The 23,609-nt window shown below is 63.7% G+C and carries 25 protein-coding genes; 13 read left to right on the top strand and 12 right to left on the bottom strand.

The features are described 5' to 3' along the window. The first annotated feature begins 21 nt into the window (after nt 1-21). Genes IFT80_RS01025 through IFT80_RS01040 form a run of 4 tightly spaced genes read left to right on the top strand, consistent with a single transcriptional unit; the run spans nt 22 to nt 5,292 of the window. Complete coding sequence (locus IFT80_RS01025; protein ID WP_192136558.1) at nt 22-1,629, top strand: carboxyl transferase domain-containing protein; 1,608 nt, start codon at nt 22-24, stop codon at nt 1,627-1,629. Between the two features lie 33 nt (nt 1,630-1,662). Next, entirely contained in the window at nt 1,663-2,463 is an 801-nt protein-coding gene (locus IFT80_RS01030; protein WP_192057409.1) for an enoyl-CoA hydratase-related protein, read from the top strand. Then, complete coding sequence (locus IFT80_RS01035; protein ID WP_192136559.1) at nt 2,460-4,394, top strand: acetyl/propionyl/methylcrotonyl-CoA carboxylase subunit alpha; 1,935 nt, start codon at nt 2,460-2,462, stop codon at nt 4,392-4,394. Before IFT80_RS01030 ends, IFT80_RS01035 begins: the two co-directional genes overlap by 4 nt. Then, complete coding sequence (locus IFT80_RS01040; protein WP_122478834.1) at nt 4,384-5,292, top strand: hydroxymethylglutaryl-CoA lyase; 909 nt, start codon at nt 4,384-4,386, stop codon at nt 5,290-5,292. The genes IFT80_RS01035 and IFT80_RS01040 overlap by 11 nt, the downstream gene beginning before the upstream one ends. Before the next feature lie 53 nt (nt 5,293-5,345). Here the strand turns inward: IFT80_RS01040 and IFT80_RS01045 are convergent, their stop codons facing one another. The 7 genes from IFT80_RS01045 to IFT80_RS01075 all read right to left on the bottom strand — a co-directional run bounded on the left by IFT80_RS01045 (nt 5,346) and on the right by IFT80_RS01075 (nt 9,513). Further along, nucleotides 5,346-5,690 carry a YggL family protein gene (locus tag IFT80_RS01045; RefSeq protein WP_122478832.1) on the bottom strand — a complete coding sequence of 115 codons (345 nt, stop codon included), beginning with the start codon at nt 5,688-5,690 and terminating at the stop codon, nt 5,346-5,348. 89 nt (nt 5,691-5,779) lie between these two features. Beyond that, complete coding sequence (locus IFT80_RS01050) at nt 5,780-6,109, bottom strand: Hpt domain-containing protein (protein WP_192103640.1); 330 nt, start codon at nt 6,107-6,109, stop codon at nt 5,780-5,782. An 8-nt stretch (nt 6,110-6,117) separates the two neighbouring features. Beyond that, nucleotides 6,118-6,744 (bottom strand): response regulator transcription factor, encoded by a 627-nt coding sequence (locus IFT80_RS01055; protein WP_122478828.1) that lies wholly within the window; start codon nt 6,742-6,744, stop codon nt 6,118-6,120. Nucleotides 6,745-6,932: 188 nt separating this feature from the next. Continuing rightward, nucleotides 6,933-8,264 carry a deoxyguanosinetriphosphate triphosphohydrolase gene (locus tag IFT80_RS01060; protein ID WP_122478826.1) on the bottom strand — a complete coding sequence of 444 codons (1,332 nt, stop codon included), beginning with the start codon at nt 8,262-8,264 and terminating at the stop codon, nt 6,933-6,935. A gap of 175 nt (nt 8,265-8,439) precedes the next feature. Then, nucleotides 8,440-8,811 carry a hypothetical protein gene (locus IFT80_RS01065; protein WP_192136560.1) on the bottom strand — a complete coding sequence of 124 codons (372 nt, stop codon included), beginning with the start codon at nt 8,809-8,811 and terminating at the stop codon, nt 8,440-8,442. Further along, on the bottom strand, nt 8,808-9,197 hold the full coding sequence (locus IFT80_RS01070) for a phage holin family protein (RefSeq protein WP_049859111.1): 390 nt from the start codon (nt 9,195-9,197) through the stop codon (nt 8,808-8,810). The genes IFT80_RS01065 and IFT80_RS01070 overlap by 4 nt, the downstream gene beginning before the upstream one ends. 1 nt (nt 9,198) lies before the next feature. After that, nucleotides 9,199-9,513 carry a DUF883 family protein gene (locus tag IFT80_RS01075; protein ID WP_122478822.1) on the bottom strand — a complete coding sequence of 105 codons (315 nt, stop codon included), beginning with the start codon at nt 9,511-9,513 and terminating at the stop codon, nt 9,199-9,201. Between the two features lie 179 nt (nt 9,514-9,692). On the opposite strand from IFT80_RS01075, the gene IFT80_RS01080 reads away from it, so the two are divergent. Next, on the top strand, nt 9,693-10,007 hold the full coding sequence (locus IFT80_RS01080) for a transcriptional regulator (protein ID WP_122478820.1): 315 nt from the start codon (nt 9,693-9,695) through the stop codon (nt 10,005-10,007). Between the two features lie 54 nt (nt 10,008-10,061). Further along, complete coding sequence (locus tag IFT80_RS01085) at nt 10,062-10,952, top strand: pseudouridine synthase (protein WP_122478818.1); 891 nt, start codon at nt 10,062-10,064, stop codon at nt 10,950-10,952. Between the two features lie 57 nt (nt 10,953-11,009). Here the strand turns inward: IFT80_RS01085 and IFT80_RS01090 are convergent, their stop codons facing one another. Both IFT80_RS01090 and mobA read right to left on the bottom strand, forming a co-directional pair. Next, nucleotides 11,010-11,231 carry a YgdI/YgdR family lipoprotein gene (locus IFT80_RS01090; RefSeq protein WP_043188230.1) on the bottom strand — a complete coding sequence of 74 codons (222 nt, stop codon included), beginning with the start codon at nt 11,229-11,231 and terminating at the stop codon, nt 11,010-11,012. Between the two features lie 113 nt (nt 11,232-11,344). Continuing rightward, nucleotides 11,345-11,929, bottom strand: coding sequence for a molybdenum cofactor guanylyltransferase MobA (mobA, locus tag IFT80_RS01095; RefSeq protein WP_192054157.1), 585 nt, complete (start codon nt 11,927-11,929; stop codon nt 11,345-11,347). Between the two features lie 73 nt (nt 11,930-12,002). Here mobA and moaB point away from each other — a divergent pair, with 73 nt between their 5' ends. Both moaB and IFT80_RS01105 read left to right on the top strand, forming a co-directional pair. Then, nucleotides 12,003-12,542, top strand: a complete 540-nt coding sequence (gene moaB, locus IFT80_RS01100; RefSeq protein ID WP_122478815.1) for a molybdenum cofactor biosynthesis protein B — start codon at nt 12,003-12,005, stop codon at nt 12,540-12,542. Then, nucleotides 12,535-13,749, top strand: a complete 1,215-nt coding sequence (locus IFT80_RS01105) for a molybdopterin molybdotransferase MoeA (protein WP_342214320.1) — start codon at nt 12,535-12,537, stop codon at nt 13,747-13,749. Before moaB ends, IFT80_RS01105 begins: the two co-directional genes overlap by 8 nt. Here IFT80_RS01105 and IFT80_RS01110 read toward each other — a convergent pair. Then, a complete protein-coding gene (locus IFT80_RS01110; RefSeq protein WP_122478811.1) occupies nt 13,746-15,215 on the bottom strand; it encodes a mannose-1-phosphate guanylyltransferase/mannose-6-phosphate isomerase in 1,470 nt (489 codons plus the stop codon). The two genes, IFT80_RS01105 and IFT80_RS01110, sit on opposite strands and share 4 nt — an antisense overlap. A gap of 341 nt (nt 15,216-15,556) precedes the next feature. Here IFT80_RS01110 and yegS point away from each other — a divergent pair, with 341 nt between their 5' ends. The 3 genes from yegS (at nt 15,557) to IFT80_RS01125 (ending at nt 18,350) form a co-directional block, all read left to right on the top strand. Then, nucleotides 15,557-16,459, top strand: a complete 903-nt coding sequence (gene yegS, locus IFT80_RS01115; protein ID WP_122478809.1) for a lipid kinase YegS — start codon at nt 15,557-15,559, stop codon at nt 16,457-16,459. A gap of 90 nt (nt 16,460-16,549) precedes the next feature. Next, entirely contained in the window at nt 16,550-17,479 is a 930-nt protein-coding gene (locus IFT80_RS01120) for a chemotaxis protein CheV (protein ID WP_122478808.1), read from the top strand. 67 nt (nt 17,480-17,546) lie between these two features. Further along, nucleotides 17,547-18,350, top strand: coding sequence for an MOSC domain-containing protein (locus tag IFT80_RS01125; protein WP_192136561.1), 804 nt, complete (start codon nt 17,547-17,549; stop codon nt 18,348-18,350). 33 nt (nt 18,351-18,383) lie between these two features. Here IFT80_RS01125 and IFT80_RS01130 read toward each other — a convergent pair whose 3' ends face one another. Next, on the bottom strand, nt 18,384-20,315 hold the full coding sequence (locus IFT80_RS01130; RefSeq protein ID WP_192136562.1) for a transglycosylase SLT domain-containing protein: 1,932 nt from the start codon (nt 20,313-20,315) through the stop codon (nt 18,384-18,386). 180 nt (nt 20,316-20,495) lie between these two features. Here IFT80_RS01130 and IFT80_RS01135 point away from each other — a divergent pair, with 180 nt between their 5' ends. Further along, entirely contained in the window at nt 20,496-22,409 is a 1,914-nt protein-coding gene (locus IFT80_RS01135; RefSeq protein ID WP_192136563.1) for an ATP-binding cassette domain-containing protein, read from the top strand. Nucleotides 22,410-22,469: 60 nt separating this feature from the next. Here the strand turns inward: IFT80_RS01135 and IFT80_RS01140 are convergent, their stop codons facing one another. Next, entirely contained in the window at nt 22,470-22,913 is a 444-nt protein-coding gene (locus IFT80_RS01140) for a universal stress protein (protein WP_043188257.1), read from the bottom strand. A gap of 109 nt (nt 22,914-23,022) precedes the next feature. Here IFT80_RS01140 and IFT80_RS01145 point away from each other — a divergent pair, with 109 nt between their 5' ends. Next, the gene (locus IFT80_RS01145; RefSeq protein ID WP_192136564.1) at nt 23,023-23,460 is read left to right on the top strand and encodes a hypothetical protein; all 438 of its coding nucleotides are present in this window, start codon (nt 23,023-23,025) and stop codon (nt 23,458-23,460) included. The last annotated feature ends 149 nt before the right edge of the window (nt 23,461-23,609 follow it).

A 23,609-nucleotide genomic window follows, 5' to 3' on the forward strand; every position in this document is an offset into this window, starting at 1 on the left:
GTATTCGCACAGGAAATGCCCATGGCCATTCTGCACACCCAGATCAACACCCGTTCCGCCGACTTCGCCGCCAATCGCGAAGCCATGCTGCGGCAGCTCGAAACGCTGCAGCAATGCGCGGCGCAGATTCATCAGGGCGGTGGTGAAGCAGCGCAGGCGCGGCATGTCGCGCGCGGCAAGCTGCTGCCGCGGCAGCGTATCGACGTGCTGCTCGACCCAGGCTCGGCCTTCCTCGAAGTGGGCCTGCTGGCCGCCCATGAGGTGTATCCCGAACAGGTCGCCGCTGCCGGTTTGATCACCGGTATCGGACGGGTGTCCGGCGTCGAGTGCATGATCATCGCCAACGATGCCACGGTCAAAGGCGGCAGCTATTACCCGCTGACCGTGAAGAAGCATTTGCGCGCCCAGGAAATCGCCCAGCATAACCGCCTGCCCTGTTTGTACCTGGTCGACTCCGGGGGCGCCAACCTGCCGCGTCAGGACGAAGTGTTTCCAGACCGCGAGCACTTCGGGCGGATCTTCTACAACCAGGCCAACATGAGCGCCCAGGGCATCGCCCAGATCGCCGTGGTGCTGGGCTCGTGCACGGCCGGGGGCGCCTATGTGCCGGCCATGAGTGACGAGACCATCATGGTTCGCGATCAGGCGACCATCTTTCTGGCCGGCCCGCCGCTGGTCAAGGCCGCCACCGGCGAGGTGGTCAGCGCGCAGGCCCTCGGCGGTGCCGACCTGCATTGCCGGCAGTCGGGGGTGGCGGATCACTACGCCGAAAACGACCAGCACGCACTGGCCATCGCCCGGCGCTGCGTCGCCCATCTGAACGGACGCAAGCATGGCTGGCTGGCCTGTATCGAACCTCGGCCGCCACGCCATGCCGCAGACGAGATCTACGGTCTGGTCCCCACTGATCCCAAGCAGCCACTGCCGATCCACGAAATCATCGCGCGCATCGTCGACGACTCGGCCTTCGACGAGTTCAAGGCGCTGTTCGGGCCGACCCTGATCTGTGGATTCGCCCATATCCATGGCTACCCGGTGGCCCTCCTGGCAAACAACGGCGTGCTGTTCGCCGAAGCCGCGCAGAAGGGCGCGCACTTCATCGAGTTGGCGTGCCAGCGTGGAATACCCCTGGTGTTCCTGCAGAACATCACCGGCTTCATGGTCGGCCAGAAATACGAGGCCGGCGGTATCGCCAAGCACGGCGCCAAGCTGGTCACGGCGGTGGCCTGCGCCAAGGTGCCCAAGTTCACCGTGATCATCGGTGCCAGCTACGGCGCGGGCAATTACGGGATGTGCGGGCGCGCCTACGATCCGCGCTTCCTGTGGATGTGGCCGAACGCCAAGATCGGCGTGATGGGCGCCCAGCAGGCGGCCGGCGTGCTGGTCCAGGTCAAGCAGGAGCAGGCCCAGCGCCAGGGTCAGGCGTTCAGCGACGAACAGGCCCGGCAACTGGCCGAACCCATGGTGGCGCAGTACGAACAACAGGCCCACGCGTTCTATTCCTCGGCACGTCTGTGGGACGACGGCGTGATCGATCCTGCGCAAACCCGAACCGTACTGGCGCTGGGTTTATCGGCGGCGTTGAACGCGCCGCTGGCCGAAACCCGCTTCGGCGTCTTCCGCATGTAGCCCATGCACTTATCAGGAATCGGGGATCAGGGTATGCACGAATTCTCCACGATACAGCTGCACATCAGCGCCGAACACGTGGCCAGCGTCTGGCTCGATCGACCGGACAAGAACAACGCATTCAATGCGCTCATGCTGGAGGAGCTGCGCCAGGCTTTCGACCACATCAGCCAGCGGCCAGGGTTGCGCTTCATGTTCCTGCGTGGCCATGGGCAACACTTCAGCGCCGGTGCCGATCTGGCCTGGATGCAAGCCAGTGCCCGGCTGAGCTACGCGGAAAACCTCGCCGAGGCCACACGTCTGAGCGAGCTGATGGAGCAGCTGCAGCGCCTGCCGCTGCCCACCGTCGCGGTGGTGCAAGGCGCCGCGTTCGCCGGGGCAATGGGCCTGGTCAGTTGCTGTGACATGGCCATCGGCGCCGACGACGCGCTGTTCAGTCTCAGTGAAGTGCGCCTGGGCCTGGCGCCGGCGGTGATCAGTCCCTACGTGGTCCAGGCCATCGGCTCGCGCGCCGCGCGCCGCTATGCGCTAAGCGCCGAGCGTTTCGATGCCGTGCGGGCCCGCGAACTGGGACTGCTCGACGAAGTGTATCCGCGCGCCGAGCTGGAACGGGCGGTACAGGCGTGGCAACGGCGTCTGCTGGGTAACGGTCCCGAAGCGATGCGCGCCTGCAAGGCGCTGCTGCTGGCTATCGGCGATGGCCAGGTCACGGCGCCACGCCAGGCCCAGGCGCAGGCCCTGATCGCCCGGCTGCGCACCGGCCCTGAGGGCCAGGAAGGCATGCAGGCTTTCTTCGACAAACGCGCGCCCGCCTGGGCAGAGGTAACCCCATGAAGCCACTCCCGCAGACCGTGGCAACGCTGCTGATTGCCAACCGTGGCGAGATCGCCTGCCGCATCATCCGCACCGCCAGGGCCATGGGCATCCGCAGCGTGGCCATCTACAGCGACGCCGACGCCGATGCCCGCCATGTGCACGAGGCCGATCTGGCCATCCCCCTGGGTGGCAGCAAACCCGCCGACAGCTACCTGCAGATCGACAAGGTGGTTGCCGCTGCCTTGGCCTGTGGCGCCGACGCGGTCCATCCCGGCTACGGCTTTCTTTCGGAAAACGCCGCCTTCGCCCGGCGCCTGGCGCTTGAGGGCATCCTGTTCATCGGCCCGCCCGCCGAGGCCATCGAAGCCATGGGCAGCAAGTCGGCGGCCAAGGCCCTGATGGAACGCGCCGGAGTGCCGCTGGTGCCGGGATACCACGGCCAGGCCCAGGACCTGTCGACCTTCGCCGATGCGGCGCAGCGCATCGGCTACCCGGTGCTGCTCAAGGCCGCTGCCGGCGGTGGCGGCAAGGGCATGAAGGTGGCCGAGTCCGCCGCCGAACTGGCACCTGCCCTGGACTCGGCGCGGCGAGAGGCCGTGGCAGCCTTCGGCGACGGTCATATGCTGGTCGAGAAATACCTGGTGGCACCCCGGCACGTGGAGATCCAGGTCTTTGCCGACGCACAGGGGCATTGCCTCTATCTTCACGAGCGGGATTGCTCCATCCAGCGACGGCATCAGAAAGTACTGGAGGAAGCACCGGCACCGGGGCTCGATGCCTCCCTGCGCCAGGCCATGGGCGAAGCCGCGGTGCGCGCAGCCCAGGCGATTGGCTATGTGGGCGCAGGTACGGTGGAGTTCCTGCTGGATGGGGAAGGGCGTTTCTACTTCATGGAGATGAATACCCGCCTGCAGGTCGAGCATCCGGTGACCGAAGCGATCACCGGGCTGGACCTGGTGGCCTGGCAGATTCGCGTGGCGCGTGGTGAAACCCTGCCGCTGAGCCAGGCGCAGGTTCCCCTGTTCGGGCACGCCATCGAGGTGCGCCTGTATGCCGAAGATCCAGCAGGCGGGTTCCTGCCGGCCAGTGGGCAATTGGCACTGTATCGGGAACCGGCAGCCGGACCCGGTCGGCGAGTGGACAGCGCGGTGCGCGAAGGCGACGTGATTTCGCCATTCTATGATCCGATGATCGCCAAGCTCATTGCCTGGGGTGAAAATCGCGAAGAGGCCCGGCTGCGCCTGCTGGCGATGCTCGCCGAAACGGCGGTCGGCGGGATCAAGAGCAACCTGGCCCTGCTGCAGCGCATCCTTGCCACGCCTGCGTTCGCCGCGTCCCGAATCGACACCGGCTTCATCGAACGCCACGCCGACGCGCTGTTGCCTGCGCCACCGGCGCTGACCGAAGCGTTCTGGCACAGCGCCGCGCGTGCCTTCCTGCGTTCGGCCCCGCTTGTTGCCTGTGAACAAGACCCGCATTCACCCTGGAGCGCTGCCACCGGTTGGCGTCAACTCATGCCTGCGCAAGCCACGCTCGACCTGCGCTGTGGCGCCCAGAGCCGATTGTGCACGGTGGCTTTGAGCAACGCTTGCGCCGGCCCGGATGAAGCACGGCTGATCGGCCGCCGCGGCGACGTCGTCTACCTCCAGTGGCAAGGCGACCCCTACGAGGTCGCGCTGGTTGACTCCCTGGCGGCGGGCAGCGGTGTCCATGCGTCCGACGGTTCGCTCGCTGCGCCCATGAACGGCAGCATCGTCCGTCTGTTGGTCAGTCCGGGCCAGCAGGTGGCGTTGGGCGATGGCTTGGTGGTGCTGGAGGCCATGAAGATGGAGCACACCGTGCGTGCCAACCGCGCAGGCGTGGTTCAGGCGCTGTGCTGCGAAGAGGGCGAGATGGTCAGCGAAGGCAGGGTGTTGATCGAGTTGCAGGAGGCCGAACATGCTGCCTGAACGGGTGCGGATCGTCGAGGTCGGGCCCCGTGACGGGTTGCAGAACGAGCAGGGCCGTGTGCGCGTCGAAGACAAGGTAGCGCTGGTCGACGCGCTGGTCGCGGCGGGCTTGCAGCATGTCGAGGTCGGCAGTTTCGTGTCGCCGCGCTGGGTGCCGCAGATGGCCGACAGCGCGGCGGTCTTTTCCGCCATCCAGCGTTCGCCGGGGGTGACCTACGCGGCACTGACGCCGAACCTGCAAGGCTTCGAGGCCGCCATTCAAGCTGGTGCATCGGAGGTGGCGGTGTTTGCCGCGGCGTCTGAATCCTTCTCCCAGCGCAACATCAACTGCTCCATCGCACAGAGCCTGCAGCGCTTCGAACCGGTTCTGGCGGCCGCCGCCCAGCGCGGCATCAAGGTGCGTGGCTACGTGTCATGCGTGCTGGGGTGTCCGTACGAAGGCGAGATCGCTGCGGTGCAGGTGCGCGACGTGGCCAGCGCCATGCTGCAGATGGGCTGCTACGAGATTTCCCTGGGCGACACCCTCGGCGTCGGTACGCCTGGGGCTGCGCGTAAATTGATCGAAGTGGTCGCACAGCGCGTGCCGCGGGCGCATCTGGCCGGACACTTTCACGATACGTATGGCCAGGCCGTGGCGAACATCTACGCCTGCCTGCTGGAAGGCCTGCAGGTGTTCGACAGCTCGGTGGCGGGGCTGGGCGGTTGCCCCTACGCGCCGGGCGCCAGCGGCAACGTCGCGACCGAGGACGTCCTCTACCTGCTGCACGGGCTGGGCATCGCTACCGGCGTGGATCTGGCGCAGGTCGTGCAGGCAGGGCAGTCGATCATGCTCGCGCTGGGCAGGCAGAGCGCATCGCGCGTAGCGCGCGCCCACGCCGGCGCAGCAGTACCCCGTTAGCGAATCGCGCCCACAAAAAAGGCCATCCGAAGATGGCCTTTTTCAGCGGTACATCAAGCTGCCGAGTTGATCGGCTTCTCTGGGTGCCAGGCGTCCAGCAACGGGCTGACTTCGACGCGGGTCAGTTCGCTGCGACCCTTGAGCCAGGCTTCGACGATAGTGCGGTGCTCTTCGGTGACGGAACCACGCTTGGCCAGGCAAACCAGACCGAAGTCGTCGCCGCCAACATAGTCGAGGCCGTTGGCGTCCATTGCTTCGGTCAGGAACGCATCGAGGAATGCGTCGATCTGCTCGTCAGCCAAATCCTCCTTGAAGTCCAGGTTCAATTCGAAACCCAATTCCTGGAATTCGTCGACGCACAGTTTTTTGCGCAGACGACGGGAGCGGTTAGTGGCCATGAAACAATCCTCTTAGGTAATATCGCGGCGCAGTCTACCAGTTAAGCCAGGCGCCTGCCTGATTCAGTGACAAATGACTTGCCCTGCACCTACTCGCCCAGCCCGGCCAGTGCCAGGCGCAACTGCGTCTGCAATTCCAGCAACGCCAGGTGCAAGGCCTCACGTCCCGGACGCAGATCGTCCCATGGGTGGCTTGCTTCCAGCGCCAGGCACGCTTCATAGACCGCGTGCGCCTGGACGATGCGAGCGGCGCCATTGATCTTGTGAGCAATCTCCACCACGCCCTGGTGGTCGTCGTCGGCAATGGCAAGCAGTCGCTGGCTATCCTCCGTGCAACTGCGCAGTACTTCCTCGAGCAGTCGCCGCGTGAGCACGCTGTTGCCGCCGGTCAAGACGTTGAGTGGGTCGATGATGTTCATTTGTGCAATCACACCAGCGCGTTGCGCTTGGCCATTTCGATAAGTTCAACCAATGAGTTCGCCTGAAGTTTCTGCATCAGGCGTTTCTTGTAGGTACTGACTGTCTTGTTGCTGAGAAACATGCCTGTGGCAATTTCCTTGTTGCTGCGGCCCTGCGCAAACAACTGCAAGACCATCAACTCGCGGTCGTTGATGGTCTTGAACAGCTCGAGTTCCTGAAGTTGGCCTTCATCTTCTCGTGACGGAATCAACGCTTGGCTGGGAAAGTAGTTGTAGCCAGAGAACACTGCGCGGACGGCACTGATCAACTCGCTCAGCGCCTCCTGCTTGCAGACGAAACCGGCGGCGCCCGACTGCATGCAGCGTATGGCGAACAGAGCCGGGGCCTGAGCGGTCAGTACCAGGATCTTGTAGGGGACGTTCATGCCATGGAAGCGGGTCAGTACTTCGAGCCCGTCGAGCTTGGGAATGCTGATATCGAGAATGAGCAAGTCAGGTTGGCACTCGCGCACCATCTGCATGGCATCCACCCCGTTGTCGCTCTCGCCTACGACGCAGTAGCCTTCGTTTTCCAGAAGCATTCTGACGGCGAGCCGAATGACAGGGTGATCATCGATGATGAATACATTACGCATGCAGCCTCTCCTGAACGATCCAGTAAAAGCGCGCACCTTAGCCCAGTTGCTTCGAAGGGCATACGAATGGACTCGGGAAAGAGTGATTCTAGGAAACTTCCTACAGATATAAACGTAACGGAATACAAAGATAGTTTGATTCCAAAGAGTCAACTATCGTTTGTATTCGTTTATTTCCACGCTACAGACTAGAACGAGTTCGAGCGTCCGGTCATTTCGCCGGCCATTTCTGCGGCATAACTGTCGGTCATGCCTGCGATGAAATCGATCATGCGCAGGAACGACTTGTGCAACGGCCAGTCCGGCTGCGGCGCGTTGTGCCCCAGCAGATCGAGAATGCGCTGGTGCTTGAACGACAACCTGCCTGTGGTGTGCTGCTCCAGCGCCGCCCCGCAGAACGCATTGAGCAGCACTTCAAGGGTGGTGTAGGCGCCGATCTCGTGCAGGGTCTTGCGCTTGTCCTGGAAAATCTTCTTGCGCGCCATGTCCTTGGCGTCGAGCACGCAGCGCTTGGCCGGACCGTGCATGTGCTCGACCAGATCGCCGCTGAGCTGGCCCGCCAGCAGCGCCTGCTGCTGTTCGACGAACGCGCGCGCGGCAGCATTGGTCAGGTGCTCGATGGCCTTGCCGCGCAGGATCGCCAGCTTGCGCCGCCGCGAGTCCAGTGGGCCGAGCTGGCGATAGGTGTCCGGGATGTCATCGCCTACCAGGTCGAGCAACAGTGCCTCGACTTCGGCGTAGTCGAGCAGCTCCATTTCCAGGCCGTCTTCCAGATCGATCAGGCCATAGCAGATGTCGTCTGCGGCCTCCATCAGGTACACCAGCGGATGCCGGGCCCAACGCTGCTCTTCGAGCAATGGCAGACCCAGCTTGCCGGCGATCTGTTCGAGCAGCGGCAGTTCGCTCTGGTAGCAACCGAACTTGTGCTTCTTGTAGCCCAATGCATCGGCGTGGCGCGCCGTCCAAGGGTACTTGAGGTAGGTGCCCAAGGTTGCATAGGTCAGCCGGGTGCCCCCGTCGAACTGGTGATACTCGAGCTGGGTGAGCACCCTGAAACCTTGGGCATTGCCTTCGAAATTGAGGAAGTCGTCACGCTCCACTTCGCTCATTGCGTCGAGCCAGCCACGCCCGGCAGCCTGGCGGAACCAGTGGCGAATGGCGTCTTCACCGGAATGCCCGAAGGGCGGATTGCCGATGTCGTGCGCCAGGCAGGCCGACTGCACGACCATGCCCAGGTCACTGGGCTCGCACCATTGCGGCAGCTGGTCGCGCAGGGTTTCGCCCACGCGCATGCCCAGGGAGCGGCCCACGCAACTGACTTCCAGCGAATGGGTCAGGCGCGTATGGATGTGGTCGTTGCTCGACACCGGGTGGACCTGGGTCTTGCGCCCCAGCCGGCGGAAGGCGCCGGAAAAGATGATGCGGTCGTGATCCTTGTGGAACGGGCTGCGGCCCAGTTCTTCCGGGCTGTGCAGGGGCTTGCCCAAGCGTTCGCGTGTAAGCAGTGTGTGCCAATCCAAGGCGATTCCTCCGGGACCCGATCGAGCCTGCAGTGTCGGCCTGCGAGGGCTGGCTGGCAAGGCTGGCATCGGGCCTTGAACGTATTGAGCAGGTAGGTGCAGCCAGGAATGTCAGGCAAAAAAAAGCAACCCGGATACGTTTACGACCGCACCCGGGTTGCTCTTTGAGCCAAGCCTAGCGTCTGCGCGAAGAGCCCTGCATGGCCAGCTTGATCACCGGCAACAGCAACGTGCCGACCTTGGCCAGCCGCGAAAAACGGCCCGGACCACGCACCGGCGCGACTACCGGCGCACGAGCGCTGTTGCCAGCCCCGCGTCCGGTCAGGAAACCCATCAGGGTGACACCTGCGATGCCCCACAGCGAGGCATGCTTGATACCCATGCCGGTCTGCACCGATTGACCCAATCCGCGCAGGCGGTTGAGCGGATTGACCAATTGCCGCGACTCGTGCCGCAACTCCTGGCGATGCATTTCCATGCGCAGGCGAATCAACGACTTGCGCATGTCGCGCCGTGACTGGGCGCTGGTAGGTTCGTTTCGGCTCATGGCAGCAGGCGCTCCCGGTCATTGGCCAGTTCTTCCAGTGTCCCACTGAATGGCGAGGATTCATCGAACACAGCCGCCTTGAGGCGGAATGCGCAGAAAATACCTGCCAATACGTAGAACACCGCCAGGCCGACCATGCCGGCCATGCGGTAGTTGTCCCACAGCAGAATCAGAATGAGCCCGGACAACGCCACCAGTGCCAGCAAGGCGAAGACCAGGGCCAGGCCTGCGAACAGCAACAGGCTGACGGTTCGAGATTTCTGCTCCTGCAACTCGATGCCGAACAGTTCGACATGACTGCGAAGCAGGCCGAGCATGGCAGCACCCAGGCGCCGAGAGGTGGAGCCGGTGCTGTTATCTGTGGTATCCGAGTCGAGGAGGGACATATCAGTGCCTTGTGGCCAGCAGGCCCAGAAGGAAGCCTACGCCTGCGGCGATGCCGACGGACTGCCATGGGTTTTCCTGAACGTAGCCTTCGGCTGCGACTACGGCCTCCTGGCTGCGCTCGGCTGCGGTTTCTTTGGTCTGCTGCAGCGATTCGCGAGCCTTCAGCAGGCTCTCGTTGATCTGCGCGCGCAGTTCTTCGGCCTGGGTGCCGGCGATGCTGGCGGTGTGTTCGAGAAGTTTCTCGGTATCACGGACCAGGGTCTGAAAATCGGCTTTGAGAACTTCTTGGGCTGCTTTGGTGCTCGGGGTGGCCATGTTGATCTCCATATGGGTGGCGTCTGGATATTTCGAGTGAGGGTGATCCCGAAGGTTCAGTGCCATTGCGAGGCATAATCCTCTGTATAGCCCATTATCGACATGTCGGGGCAATTGACGGGTCTCGGACGGCTGCCTTATACTGTATAAAGATACAGTATATGGATAATCACTCGCCCATGCTCAACGTCGAACAACTCAAGTACAGCGTTAACCGCATGGCCCCGGACGTAGTTCGCGAAGCCGTGCTGGAACTGCGTCTCGACGGCCTGGTTACCGAAGGCAAGACCCCGTTCAGCAAGCTGCATTTCAACACCTGTTTTGCCGAGGTCGAGGCGCTGTTCCAGCGTGCCGGCTATCATCGACCGCTGGATGTGGTTGGCTACAAGGGCCTGCTGTACGCCTTGTACGACCCAACCCGCTGGGAAGCGGTCGAGGTGCTGCGTTGGCTCAAGGAATTCACCGAGGCAGCCGAGGCTGTCCACGCGCGATGACAGCCGTAACGCCGTGGGCGATACTCGCGGCCTGAAACCATCGTGGATCTAGGCATGTCTGCACCCAAATTCGACCCTGCTGCGCATCAGGCCAGCACCCTGTGCCTGCCACCCGGCAAATGGGCAACCGTGCTGGATTGCCTGTGCGAACATTTTCCGGCCATCGATCGCGCTCAGTGGCTGAGCCGCATGGCCAGGGACCGGGTGCTGGACGCCGACGGCGTACCCATCGGACCTGCCCATGCCTACCGCCAGGGCCTGCGCATCCACTACTTTCGCGAAGTGCCGAACGAACGGCCGATCGCTGCACAGGAGCAGGTGTTGCACGTCGACGAGCATCTGGTGGTGGCCGACAAGCCACACTTCCTGCCGGTGACACCGACCGGCGAGTACGTCGAACACACCTTGCTGCGGCGGCTCATCCGCCGTCTCGACAACCCGCACTTGGTGCCGCTGCACCGCATTGACCGGCATACGGCAGGTCTGGTGCTGTTCTCGGCCAATCCGCAGACGCGCAGTGCCTATCAGCAGCTGTTTCCCACTCGACAGATCGAAAAGCGCTACGAGGCCATCGCGCCCGCACTGCCCGACCTGGCTTTTCCGTGGGTGCACCGCAGCCGCCTGGAGCATGGCGAGCCGTTTTTTCGCATGCGCGAAGTGCCGGGGCCGAGCAACAGTGAAACTCGCCTGGAGGTCGCCGAAAAAGGCGAACACGTGTGGCGCTACGTGCTCAACCCGGTCACCGGCAAGACTCATCAGCTGCGCGTCCACATGACCGCGCTGGGGGCCAGCATCTGCAACGATCCGTTCTACCCGCAGCTGAGCAATACCGAGGTGGACGACTATGCCCGGCCGTTGAAGCTGCTGGCACGCTCGCTGCAGTTCCACGACCCGCTCGACGGTCGCCTGCGCAATTTCGAGACACAACTGAAGCTGACGTTCTAGAACGACAAAGCCCACCAGAGGGCGGGCTTTGTCTTGCAACACTTAAACTCTGTTTGATCAGAGTTCCTTGACGGTACGTACCTGGTCTTTATTGACACGGGTAGTCTTGCCGTCCAGCTGCTCGAATTCGTAGAAGCCAGCGTCTTCGTCGTAGGAGGGCGTGTCCACCGCCTGGATTTCACGACCGTCGTTCAGGGTGATCACGGTAGGCGATGCGCAACCGGCAAGCGATGCCAGGCCCAGCGCGAGCATGAAAGCGGGAAGGATCCGGTGAGTCATTGTGTTTCTCCACAAAACAAAAAAGGGTGCTGGCGTATACGGGAATAAGACGCTGCTTGCGCCAGCAAAGTTCCGTTGGTCCGACCGGTGCAGTCTAGCGTTTGCCGACCTGCTCAGCGACCCAGCAGTTGAGGCGTATTGAAATTGGCCAGGCGCGGATCGTTCTCGGCACATTGCAGCGGCTGGGCGCCGAGTGCCAGCAAGACCTTGCGCGGGCTCCGTTCGCCGGCATCCCAGGCTTGTCGCACGAGCGGTTGATGCACCTTGCCAACGATGCACAGCAACGGTTCCCAGAACTCACCCTGACGCACCATCAGCGGCTGGGTTGGATGAGTTTGCTGCGCATGGCGCATGGCGTCGAGCAGGGCCTCGTCCACGCCCGGCACATCGCAGGGCAATACCAGCAGCAGCGGGTGTCGAGCGGCGGCCAGGCCGGCCAGAATGCCCGCCAGCGGTCCGGGAAAGTCGCTGCTGTCATCGTGCACCAAGCGGTCGGCGAAGGCTGCGTATCGCGGATAATTGCGGTTGCACGAAATGATCAGGTCATCGGTCAGGGGTCGCACGCGTTGCTGCAGGTGCTCGATCAAGGGCCGGCCATGCCAGTCGATCAGGCCCTTGTCGCGGCCGCCCATGCGTTGTCCGCGGCCGCCTGCCAGCAGCAGGACAGAGCAGGGGGGCAAGGTGTCGGCAGGGTTCATTCGGGGCCTCGGACAGTGGCTGTGGGGCTGTGATATAACACCGTCCATCCCGCCAAACAACCGGACCCAGCCAATGAAAGCCAAGGCAGATGTACCCTTTGTGCCGCTCAATATTGCAGTGTTGACTGTCAGCGACACCCGCAGCGTGGAAACCGATACCTCTGGCCAATTGTTCGTCGATCGCCTGAGCGCGGCGGGCCACGGCCTTTATGCCCGCGTGCTGCTAAAGGACGACCTGTACAAGATCCGTGCACAGGTTGCGCAGTGGATCGCCGATGACCAATGCCAAGTGGTGCTGATTACCGGCGGCACCGGCTTCACCGGCCGTGACAGTACGCCGGAAGCCGTGGCCTGCCTGCTGGACAAGCAAGTCGATGGCTTCGGCGAGCTGTTCCGGCAGATCTCCGTCGCCGACATCGGCACCTCGACCGTGCAGTCACGTGCGCTCGCCGGGCTCGCCAACGGCACCCTGGTGTGCTGCCTGCCCGGTTCGACCAACGCCTGCCGCACCGGCTGGGATGGGATTCTCGCCGAGCAGCTGGACGTGCGCCACCGGCCGTGCAATTTCGTCGTGCACCTCAAGCAGGCCGAGCCCTGCGTCAGCCGTGGCTGAGTTGCCAGCGGCGCAGCCGCTGCTTCCGGTAGAACAGGCACTGGCGCAACTACTGGCCATGGCCGATGGCACGCCGGTGCGCGAGCGCGAAAGGGTCGCCCTGGCCCAAGGCGTCGGTCGCGTGCTGGCCACTGACCTGATCGCCACGCTCGACCTGCCGCCCTGGCCCAACAGTGCCATGGACGGCTACGCGCTGCGCCGCGAAGACTGGCAGGGCGAGCCGTTGCGGGTCAGCCAGCGCGTGTTCGCGGGCGCCGTGCCCGCGCCCCTGGAACCCGGCACGTGCGCACGCATCTTTACCGGCGCGCCGCTGCCCGAAGGCGCCGACTGCGTGGAAATGCAGGAGAACGTGCAAATCGTGGACGACCAGCGGGTGACCTTCGACCAGCCCTTGAGGATCGGCCAGAATATCCGTCCCCAGGGCCAGGAAACCCGCATCGGCGAACGCCTGCTCGAAGCTGGCAGCCGCTTGGGTGCGATCGAACTGGGCCTGTTGGCCTCCATGGGGCATGCGCACATCGACGTGGTCCGTCGGCCACGGGTGGCGGTGCTGTCCACGGGAGATGAATTGGTCGAGCCAGGTCAGCCGCTGGGGCCAGGGCAGATCTACAACAGCAATCGTCAGGTGCTGTGCAGTGCCTTGAGTGGTTTGGGCTGTGAGGTAGTGGATGCCGGGATTCTGCCCGACGATCTGCAGCAGACACGCCAGCGCCTGGCGGCTCTGGGTGATGTGGACCTGATTCTGTCCACGGGGGGCGTCTCGGTGGGCGAAGCCGATTTTCTCGGCATCGCCTTGCGCGAGGAAGGGCAGTTGGCCCTCTGGAAACTGGCGATCAAACCCGGCAAGCCACTGACGTTCGGCCACTTCCGTGGCGTACCGGTCATCGGCCTGCCGGGCAATCCGGCATCGACACTGGTCACTTTCACCCTGCTGGCACGGCCTTACCTGCTGCGTCGGCTGGGTGTTCGCGACGTTGCGCCGCTGAGCTTCCAGGTGCCAGCCGGGTTTGCCTGGCCGCGCGCCGGTACCCGTCGCGAGTACCTGCGCGGGCGTATCGAGCAGGGCCGGGCTGTGATCTACCCCAACCAGAGCTCCGGCGTGCTGCTGAGCGCGGCCTGGGCCCATGGGTTGGTGGAAATACGCGAAGGCTGCACATTGAATGAAGGCGAACTGGTCGCCTTCATCCCGTTCAGCGAACTTTTTTAAGCGTTGCTCTTGGTCGCTTCGACGGCCGCCGGTGCGCGGCCGTAGATGTCGGTGAAGCGCACGATATCGTCTTCGCCCAGGTATTCACCGCTCTGCACTTCGATCATGACCAGGTCGATCACCCCGGAGTTGACCAAGCGGTGCACGTGGCCCTGCTTGATGAAGGTCGACTCGTTGGTGTCGAGCAAAAACTCGTTGTCACCGTTGGTGACTCGGGCCATGCCGCTGACCACGATCCAATGCTCGCTGCGGTGGTGGTGCATCTGCAGCGACAGGGTGCCGCCGGGCTTGACCACGATGCGCTTGATCTTGAAGCGCTTGCCTTCCTCGAGGATCGTGTACGTGCCCCATGGCCGAGTGACCGTGCGGTGCAGTCGGAAGGCATCGTGACCCTGGCGCTTGAGCTGCTGGGCAAGGAACTTGACGTCCTGGGTGCGGCTGCCGTCGGCAATCAGCAGTGCGTCAGGCGTATCGATCACCACCAGGTTGTCGAGGCCGACGGCGCCGACCAGGCGGCGTGGCGAGTCGATGTAGCAGTTGCTCACGTCATGCAGCACGGTTTCGCCGTTGCACTGGTTGCCCTGTGCGTCGGCTGGAGTCAGCTCGCGCACCGCCTGCCACGAACCGATGTCGCTCCACCCCATCTGGCACGGAATGACCGCCACCTTGTCGGAGCGTTCGAGCAGCGCGTAGTCGATGGAAATGTCCGGCGCCAGGGCGAAGGTGCTGCTGTCCAGCTCAACTTGCAGCTCGCGGTTGCCTTGCTTGCTGTGGCTGACCTGCAGGCAGGTGGTGGCCGCCAGCAGCACGTCCGGTGCGTGCTTTTCCAGTTCGCGCAGAAGCACGTCCACACGCATGCAGAACATGCCGGCGTTCCACAGGTAGTCACCGCTGTCCAGGTAGGCTTGGGCGGTGGCCTGGTCCGGCTTTTCCCGGAAGTGCGCGACTTGATAGCTGCCATCGCCCAGGTCGGCGCCGCGCTCGATGTAGCCGAAACCGGTTTCCGCCGTTTGCGGCACCAGGCCGAACGTCACCAGCCAACCCTCGTCGGCTTTCTTGCGTGCTGCACTGACCGCGGCCTGGAAGGCGTCGATGTCGCGGATCAGGTGGTCGGCCGGCAGTACCAGCAACTGCGCCGACGCGCCGTAGTGTTTGGCGGCATGCAAGGCGGCGCTGGCGATGGCTGGCGCAGTGTTGCGGCCCGCAGGTTCGAGAATGAAGTCGAGCAGGGCATCGCGGTCGTTCAATTGGCGGTAGTCGTCCAGCGTGCGGAAGAACACCTCACGGTTGGTCACCGTCAGCACCCGCTCCACGCCTGGCAATTGCGAGGCACGGGTGAAGGTTTTCTGCAGCAGGCTTTCGCCGTCCGGCAGGCGCATGAACGGCTTGGGCATGGCTTCGCGCGATACGGGCCACAGGCGGGTGCCGGAGCCGCCGGCGATGATGCAGGGAATCAGAGTCGTCATAGGTCGAGCCTCGAGTTGAAGGTGGCGGACGGCACCTGCGAAGGCAAGCGCACACGTCCAGCCGGGCTGGATGCATGAAAAGGTCGATGAAGAAGGGCAGGGCGCAGGATTCGGCGATTCGACAATGCTACCGCCCGCCTGGAGACGGGCTGGACGTGCAGGAATCGGGAGGTAACGGCGACTTCGATAGTGGCCAGTTGCTTCGCAGTAAAGCCTAAACGAGAACGGTTGGCGAGTGGTAAATGTACGAATGGTTAAAAACTTTCCGTCGGGGCTTTTTTTCCTGCGGCTGTGGTCACATCAGGCACAGTTCCACTTACTGGCCACCGGAGACATGCAGCATGAGCGAGCGCAAGGCAATTCTGATATTGCACGGCAAACAAGCTTCCAACGAAGACGTCCGCAGCGCGGTGGAGCATTACCGGGAGCAAGGCAACGCGCTGGACGTGCGTCTGACCTGGGAAGGCGGCGACGCCCAGCGTCTGGTCGATGAGGCACTGCAAGCCGGCTACACCCAGATCATCGCCGGCGGTGGCGACGGCACCCTGCGCGATGTGGCCGAAGCGATGGCGCTGGCCAAGACCGACGCCAGCCTGGCGTTGATGCCCCTGGGCACAGCCAACGATTTCGCACGTGCCGCCGGCGTTCCCCTCGAACCCGAACACGCATTGGCGCTGCTTGCCCGCGAGCCTCAGGCCATCGATCTGGGTGAAGTGGGCGGGCAGGTGTTTCTCAACATGGCAACCGGTGGTTTCGGCAGTCAGGTCACGGCCAATACCTCCGAAGACTTGAAGAAGGTGCTCGGTGGCGCCGCCTACCTGTTCACCGGGCTGTCGCGGTTCAGCGAATTGCGCGCTGCCTCCGCTTCGCTCAGCGGCCCGGACTTCCATTGGGAAGGCGATCTGCTGGCGCTGGGCATCGGCAATGGACGCCAGGCCGGTGGTGGCCACGAATTGTGCCCCGAAGCCGTGGTCGACGACGGACTGCTGGAGATCAGCATTCTGCCGGCACCGACCGAAGTGGTCGGCACCTTGAAAAGCCTGCTCGGCGGCGGCGGACTGGAAACACTGTTCGTGCGTGCACGGCTGCCGTGGGTCGAAATCAACAGCAAGGAAAACCTCGACATCAACCTCGATGGCGAGCCATTGCGGGGTGAAAACCTGCGCTTCAGCACCATGCCCAAGGCATTGAAAGTTCATTTGCCCGCCGGGTCGCCGCTGCTGAGCCATGGACAACTGACTTAACTGACATAACCGCAGCGACGGCAGTCAAGATATTCGCGCCAGCGCCGATAGCCCGGTACCTCTTCTTTCACTTGGGCTTTGGAGTTTTACATGGCCGGCATTCTTGACTCGGTTGACCAACGTACGCAGCTGGTGGGTGAAAACCGTCTGGAGCTGCTCATGTTTCGCCTGGCCGGCAGGCAACTGTTCGCGATCAACGTGTTCAAGGTCCAGGAAGTCCTGCAGTTGCCCAAGCTGACGCTGATGCCGCAGCGCCATCCGTATGTCTGCGGTGTGATCAACCTGCGCGGGCAGACCCTGCCAGTGATCGACCTGTCCCAGGCCATCGGCATGCGCCCGCTGGTGCCGGGGCCGAGCAGTACCATCATCGTCACCGAATACAACCGCTCGATCCAGGCCTTCCTGGTCGGTGGTGTCGACCGCATCGTCAACATGAACTGGGAAGCCATCCTGCCGCCTCCGGCCAGTGCCGGGCGCCAGCACTATCTGACCGCAATCAGCCGGGTCGACGAGCAACTGGTCGAGATCATCGACGTGGAAAAGGTGCTCGCCGAAATCGTCCCCTACAACGCCCGCGTTTCCCGCGACAAGCTCGACGACCCCTTGCTGGCGCGCGCTCGTGGCCGGGAAGTGCTGCTGGTGGATGACTCGACGGTGGCACTGGCTCAGCTGCGCGATACCTTGTCGCAGCTGGACATCAAGATGCACGTGGCCAGCGATGGCCTCAAGGCGTTGAACAAGCTCAAGGCGTGGGCCGACACCGGCGAGCGCATGACCGACAAACTGCTGATGGTCTTCACCGACGCCGAGATGCCGGAAATGGACGGCTACCGGCTTACCACCGAGATCCGCAACGATCCGCGACTGCGCGACCTCTACGTGGTGCTGCATACCTCGTTGTCGGGCAGCTTCAACGAATCGATGGTGAAAAAGGTCGGCTGTGACAACTTCCTGTCCAAGTTCCAGCCCGACAAACTGGTCGACGTGGTGCGTCAGCGCCTGGAGCTGGATCAACGCTGACAGGCCCTCGTTATTCTCCTGCCGGTTCCGCTAGACTGGGTTTTTCTCTGTCCTGAGGAGCCGGGCCATGTCGAGCCTTGCCGCGCTGTACCGTTACCCGCTCAAATCGGCCATTGGCCAGTCGCTGCAGCAGTCGCCTGTGGATGGCCTGGGGCTGCTCGGCGATCGGCGCTGGATGCTGGTCGACGCCCAGAGCGGTCGGTTCCTCAGCCAGCGCGCAGACCCCCGCCTGGGGCAGTTGGGTACGCAAGTCGGTGAAGACGCAGGCCTGCGCCTGAGCGCAAGCGGATACCCTGAGCTGAACGTCGCGGTCCCGGAGTCAGGCGAACTGCGCGGAGTCACGCTGTGGAACGACAGCTTCCGCGTGCCCGACGCCGGCGAGGAAGCAGCGCGCTGGGTCAGCGATTTCGTCGGTAAGCCGACTCGACTGGTGTACGTGCCCACCGAGCGCACCCGTACCGTCAGCGCCGGTTACGGCGAGGGCGGCGACAAGGTGGCTTTTGCCGATGGCTTTCCACTGTTGTTGATCGGTCAGGGCTCGCTGGACGACCTGTCCGCACGGGTCGGACGGACGCTGGAGATGGCGCGGTTTCGGCCCAATCTGGTCATCCAGGACAGCGCCGCCTTCGCCGAGGATGGCTGGAAGCGCATTCGCATCGGTGGCCTGGACTTTCGTGTGCTCAAGCCCTGCGCGCGCTGCATTCTGACCACGCTCGACCCGCACACCGGCGAGCGCAGCGCCGATCGCGAGCCCCTGGCAACCCTCAAGCGCTACCGCCAGCAGGACGGCCACGCCATGTTCGGCCAGAATCTGGTATGCGATGGCGCGGGCGTGCTGGAAGTGGGCATGCCGATCACCGTGCTCGAGTGACGGGCCGGCAGCCGGCGGGCTGCCAGGCTCGGCTCACTGGTCGTCGAAGAAGCGTTCGTGCCAGTCCACCACCGGCTGCGGCGCGTTGAGCTTCTCGCCATAGATGACCGCGTAGGACAGCACGTTCTGCACGTACTGGCGGGTTTCATCGAATGGAATGGACTCCACCCAGACATCGAAGCTCAGGTGATTCGCGCCTCTGAGCCACTGCCGTACGCGCCCGGGGCCCGCGTTGTAGGCGGCCGAGGCCAGTACCCGGTTACCGTTGAACTGGCTGTGTACCTGGCTCAGGTATGCCGCACCGAGCTGGATGTTGGTGTCGGGATCGAGTACCTGCTGGGGCGACGACAGCGGGATGCTGAACTTGCGCGAGGTTTCCTTGGCGGTGCCCGGCATCAACTGCATCAACCCCATGGCGCCGGCGCCGGAACGAGCGTCGTCCATGAAGGCGCTTTCCTGACGGGTGATGGCGAACACCCAGCTGGTGTGCAGGCCTCGCACATTGGCTTCGCGAATCAGGGTGTCACGGTGGGCCATCGGGAAGCGGATGTCCAGGTCGTCCCAGTACTGCGCCTGGCTGATCGTGCGAATGGCCGGGAAGTACCAGCGCATGTCGTAGGCCAGCTTGGCCTGGGCGACCATCTCGTCACGGTCGAAATGGCGGCTGACGTGATACCACTCGCGTCGCGCATCGACGATCTGGCCACGTGCGTAGAGCTCTAGCGAACGACGTACACCGGCGGTGTTGCGCACCTTGTTGACCAGCGCCTGGCTCATCACCAGCGGCTTGTTGTTGAGCGAGTAGGGCGCCTGGATGCGGTCGGCCGCCAGGAAGCCGTAGAAGTCGCGCTCCTTGGCCACCGCCTTGTACAGCGATGGCACCTTGGCACTCTGCGGCTGGGCCAGCTCCAGGCTGCGCGCCTGCCAGTACTGCCAGCGGTTGGTCTTGGCCAGGTCCTTGGGCAGGCGGGTGGTCAGGTCGTAGGCGTCCTGCCAGCGGCCCAGGCGCAGCAGCAGGCGCAGACGCCATTCGGTCACGGTGTCGTCGCGCAGCTCCGGATCGTAGCGAGTCATCAGCTCCAGCGCCCGCGGGTCGTAGCGCCGCGCCAGGGTCAGGCCGATCTCGCGAGCGATGGCAACCTTCTCCTCGGCCGAGAAACGCATGCTGCTGGCATAGCTGTCGAGCATGCGCATGGCTTTTTCCGGGTCCTGACGGGCCAGGCGGCGCAGCCCCAGCCCGACCACGTCGGACATGGCTTCGTCGACCGGCATGAAACGCGCCGGTTGGTCGAGCAGTTCGGGTTTCTGCGCGACATCCGGCAGCAGTCGACCCTGGCTCGACAGGCTGGTCAGGCTTTGCACCAGGCTGGTGGCCAACGGGTAGTTGCGCTCCTGGGCCGCGAGCTTGGCGCGCTGCCAGCGCTTGTTCTCGGTCAGCTGGCCTTCGCTGGCCCAGCGCTGGAACAGCCCGTCGCAGGCCGTGGGCAGCGATTTGCCGGTGAGCCACAGTTTGTCGGCATTGGCATAGCCTTCGGCGCGCAGCTGGCTGTTGCTCAGCTGGTACTGGCCGTACAGGCAGTCGAGCTCCTTGAAGTTGAGCTTGGGGTCGTAGTATTTGACGAACGGCGCCCACTCGCCGCGCTCGGCCAGCTGCCGCAGCCAGCGCAGTTTCATCCAGTTGGCCTGGGGCAGGTCGCCGTGCTTGGCGAGAAAGCCTTCGATCTCGGCGTTGCTGGCGCTGCGCAGGCGCGGGGTGAGCTCGTCGTAGGCCAGGTAGGCCTCCAGCGGGTAGTCCTGAAGCTCGGCGGCGTAGCGCATGTACGGGCCGCTGTCGCCCTTGGCCAGGGCGCGCTTGGCCTCGTCGTAGTATTGACGCTGCGTGGCCAGGTCGGCGGCCTGGACGTTGGCGACACTGGATGCGGAGAGGATGAGGCAGGACAACAAGCTGAACAGGCGACTGCGCATGAGACTTCCAGGCAGAAAAGACGTGACAAGTGTCGGCAGTGCCAGCACTAAAGAAGTGAGCCTAGCTTAGCCTCTAGGGCAGGCGCGATGAAAGCGTTCAGGATCATTCATTTTATTGCCGCCTTCGGTCTGCCAGGGCAAAAGTCGGTTAGAATGCGCGCCCGGTTTTTGGAGAAGCTCATGACCCTGCTCAAATTCAGCGATGTGTCCCTTGCATTCGGCGCGATGCCGTTGTTGGACAAGGTGTCCTGGCAGATCGCCCGTGGTGAGCGGGTGTGCATCATCGGCCGCAACGGCACTGGCAAATCCAGCATGCTGAAGCTGGTCAAGGGCGTGCAGAAACCCGACGACGGCGCCGTCTGGCGGGCGCCGGGGCTGAAGATCGGCGAGCTGCCGCAGGAACTGCCGGTGGCCGACGAACGGACCGTGTTCGACGTGGTTGCCGAGGGCCTGGACGGGGTCGGCGCGCTGCTGGCCGAGTACCACCACCTGAGCCAGAACATCGTCACCGACGAAGACCTGAACAAGCTCATGCATGTCCAGCAAGATCTCGAAGCCCGTGACGGCTGGCGCTTGCAGCAACTGGTCGACAGCACCCTGAGCCGCCTGCAGCTGCCTGCCGACAAGACCTTGAAGCAGCTGTCCGGTGGCTGGCGCCGCCGCGTCCTGCTTGCGCAGGCGCTGGTGTCCGAACCTGACCTGCTGCTGCTCGACGAACCGACCAACCACCTGGACATCGGCGCGATCGCCTGGCTCGAAGAAGCCCTCAAGGATTTCCAGGGCGCGGTGCTGTTCATCACCCACGACCGTTCCTTCCTGCAGAATCTGGCCACGCGCATTCTCGAGCTCGATCGCGGCGGCCTGATCGACTGGAACGGCGACTACGCCAGCTTCCTGGTGCACAAAGAGGCCATGCTGTCGGCCGAGGAAACCGCCAACGCGCTGTTCGACAAGCGCCTGGCCCAGGAAGAAGTGTGGATCCGCCAGGGCATCAAGGCCCGACGCACCCGCAACGAAGGCCGGGTGCGTGCGCTCAAGGCACTGCGTGTGGAGCGTGGCGAACGCCGCGAGCGCACCGGCAAGGCCAACATCCAGCTCGATACCGCAGACAAGTCCGGCAAGCAGGTCATGGTCCTCGACAACGTCAGCTTCGCCCATCCGGGTGGGCCGATGCTGATCAAGGATTTCTCCATGGTGCTGCAGCGCGAGGACCGTATCGGCTTGCTGGGGGCGAACGGGACCGGCAAGACCACGCTGCTCAAGCTGATGCTCGATAACCTGCAGCCCACCAACGGTTCGGTCGACGTCGGCACGCGCCTGGACGTCGCCTACTTCGACCAGTTGCGTCACCAGCTCGACCTGGAAAAGACCGTCATCGACAACGTTGCCGAGGGCCGCGATTTCATCGACATCGACGGTCAGAGCCGCCACGTGTTGAGCTACCTGGGCGACTTCCTGTTCAGCCCGCAGCGTGCACGCACGCCGGTCAAGGCCCTGTCGGGCGGTGAGCGTGCGCGCCTGTTGCTGGCCAAGCTGTTCAGCAAGCCGGCCAACCTGCTGGTGCTGGACGAACCAACCAACGACCTCGACGTCGAGACCCTCGAACTGCTCGAAGAAGTGCTGTCCGCTTTCAAGGGTACCGTGTTGATGGTCAGCCACGACCGGGCCTTCCTCGACAACGTGGTCACCAGCACGCTGGTGTTCGAAGGCGAGGGCAAGGTTCGCGAATACGTCGGTGGCTACCAGGACTGGATCCGCCAGGGCGGCTCGCCCAAGCTGCTCGGCGTGACCGAGAACAAGTCAGGCAAGGCCGAGCTCAACAGCGCCGTGGTCAAGGCCGCAGAGCCTGCACCTGTGGAAGCACCGGCGCCCGCCAAGAAGAAGCTCAGCTACAAGCTGCAGCGCGAGCTGGAAGCCCTGCCGGGCCAGATCGAAGCCAAGGAGCAGGAAATCGCTGCGCTGGAAGCCGAGATGGCCGATGCCGGGTTCTATCAGCGGCCTGCCGCGCAGACGGCGGAAGTGATGGCGAAGCTGGAAGCCTCGCAGGCCGAGCTGGAAGTCATGGTCGAGCGCTGGGCCGAACTCGACGCCTGAGCTCTCGACTCTGGAATCATCAGCGAGGCCGCAGCTGCTGCTCGGCCCCGCTGATGATCCTTATTCGGCGCGCTTGACCAGGCGCACCGCCAAAACGTCGCACGGCGCTCCGTGCAACACGTCGTTGGCCGTCGAACCAAGCAGCAATGCCAGGCCATGACGGCCATGACTGCCGACCACCACCAGGTCGCATTCCGATTTCTTCGCCAGGTTGTGAATCTCCTGACGCGGCTGGCCGTAGGTCAGGTGGCAGTCGCCGACGACAAGGTCCGGGTACTTGACCTTCAGCGTTTCCAGGCGCTCCTTGGCCTGATCGAACTGCTGCTGCTGCAACTGCGAGAGGTCCATCGGCACGTCCCCGCCGAAAGCCATGGCCATGGGTTCGACGATGTGCACCAGCGAGAGCTTGGCGCCGTTGCTGACCGCCAGCTCCCGGGCCCGCTTGATGACCGGGTCACACTCCTCGGTGAGGTCGACGGCGACCAGAATGTGTTGGTAGGGCATGAGAAGCACTCCTGACGATTGCGATAGCTTGAGTATGGACTGTTTAGGCGGGGCGCAACATGAACAACCCTCGCCGATCTATTTGAAACGCTTAGCGGGTGTACTCTTTATGACGGTGTGGATAGTCGTGTCAATCCTTGCGCTGATTCTCAGCCCCATGGTATGGCTGCGGCCGTCGCGCAGCCAGAGCGGCCGCATGGCCGTGCGCCTGCAGGCGCGGCGGATGGGCCTGGCCATGCAGTTGGCTCCCCAGCAGTGGCCGCACTGGCTCAGCGTCGAGCCACCCGACCCCTGCGCGCAATACCATCGGCCACGCCGCAAGGGCAGGGTCGACAGCTGGAGCTACTGGCAGATCGAGCCGGGGGTCTGGTGCAACCAGTGGCGCGAAGCCTGTATCGATCCGCTGCTGCTGCCTCACCTTGCCACCTTGCCCGCCGACGTCTACAAGCTCGAAGCCGGGCCGCAGATGCTCGCGTTGTACTGGGGCGAGAAGGGTGACGAAAAGGTGCTTCAGGATATTGCAAAGGTCCTGCAAGCACTGGCTTGATCGTTGTCTCGAGCTATCGTCATATGCCTGCGGCAGGCTGTCGCAGGTGCGCGTTTCTGCGCATTCCAGAAATGACCGCAAAGTCGCGTTTTCTCGCGGCTGGCGCGGCATTTGACAATCGCCCGCAATTCCGTGAATGTACACGCAGC

It is taken from the genome of Pseudomonas sp. CFBP 8771 (genome assembly GCF_014841695.1).
In the GTDB taxonomy this organism is placed as follows: Bacteria; Pseudomonadota; Gammaproteobacteria; order Pseudomonadales; family Pseudomonadaceae; genus Aquipseudomonas; species Aquipseudomonas baltica.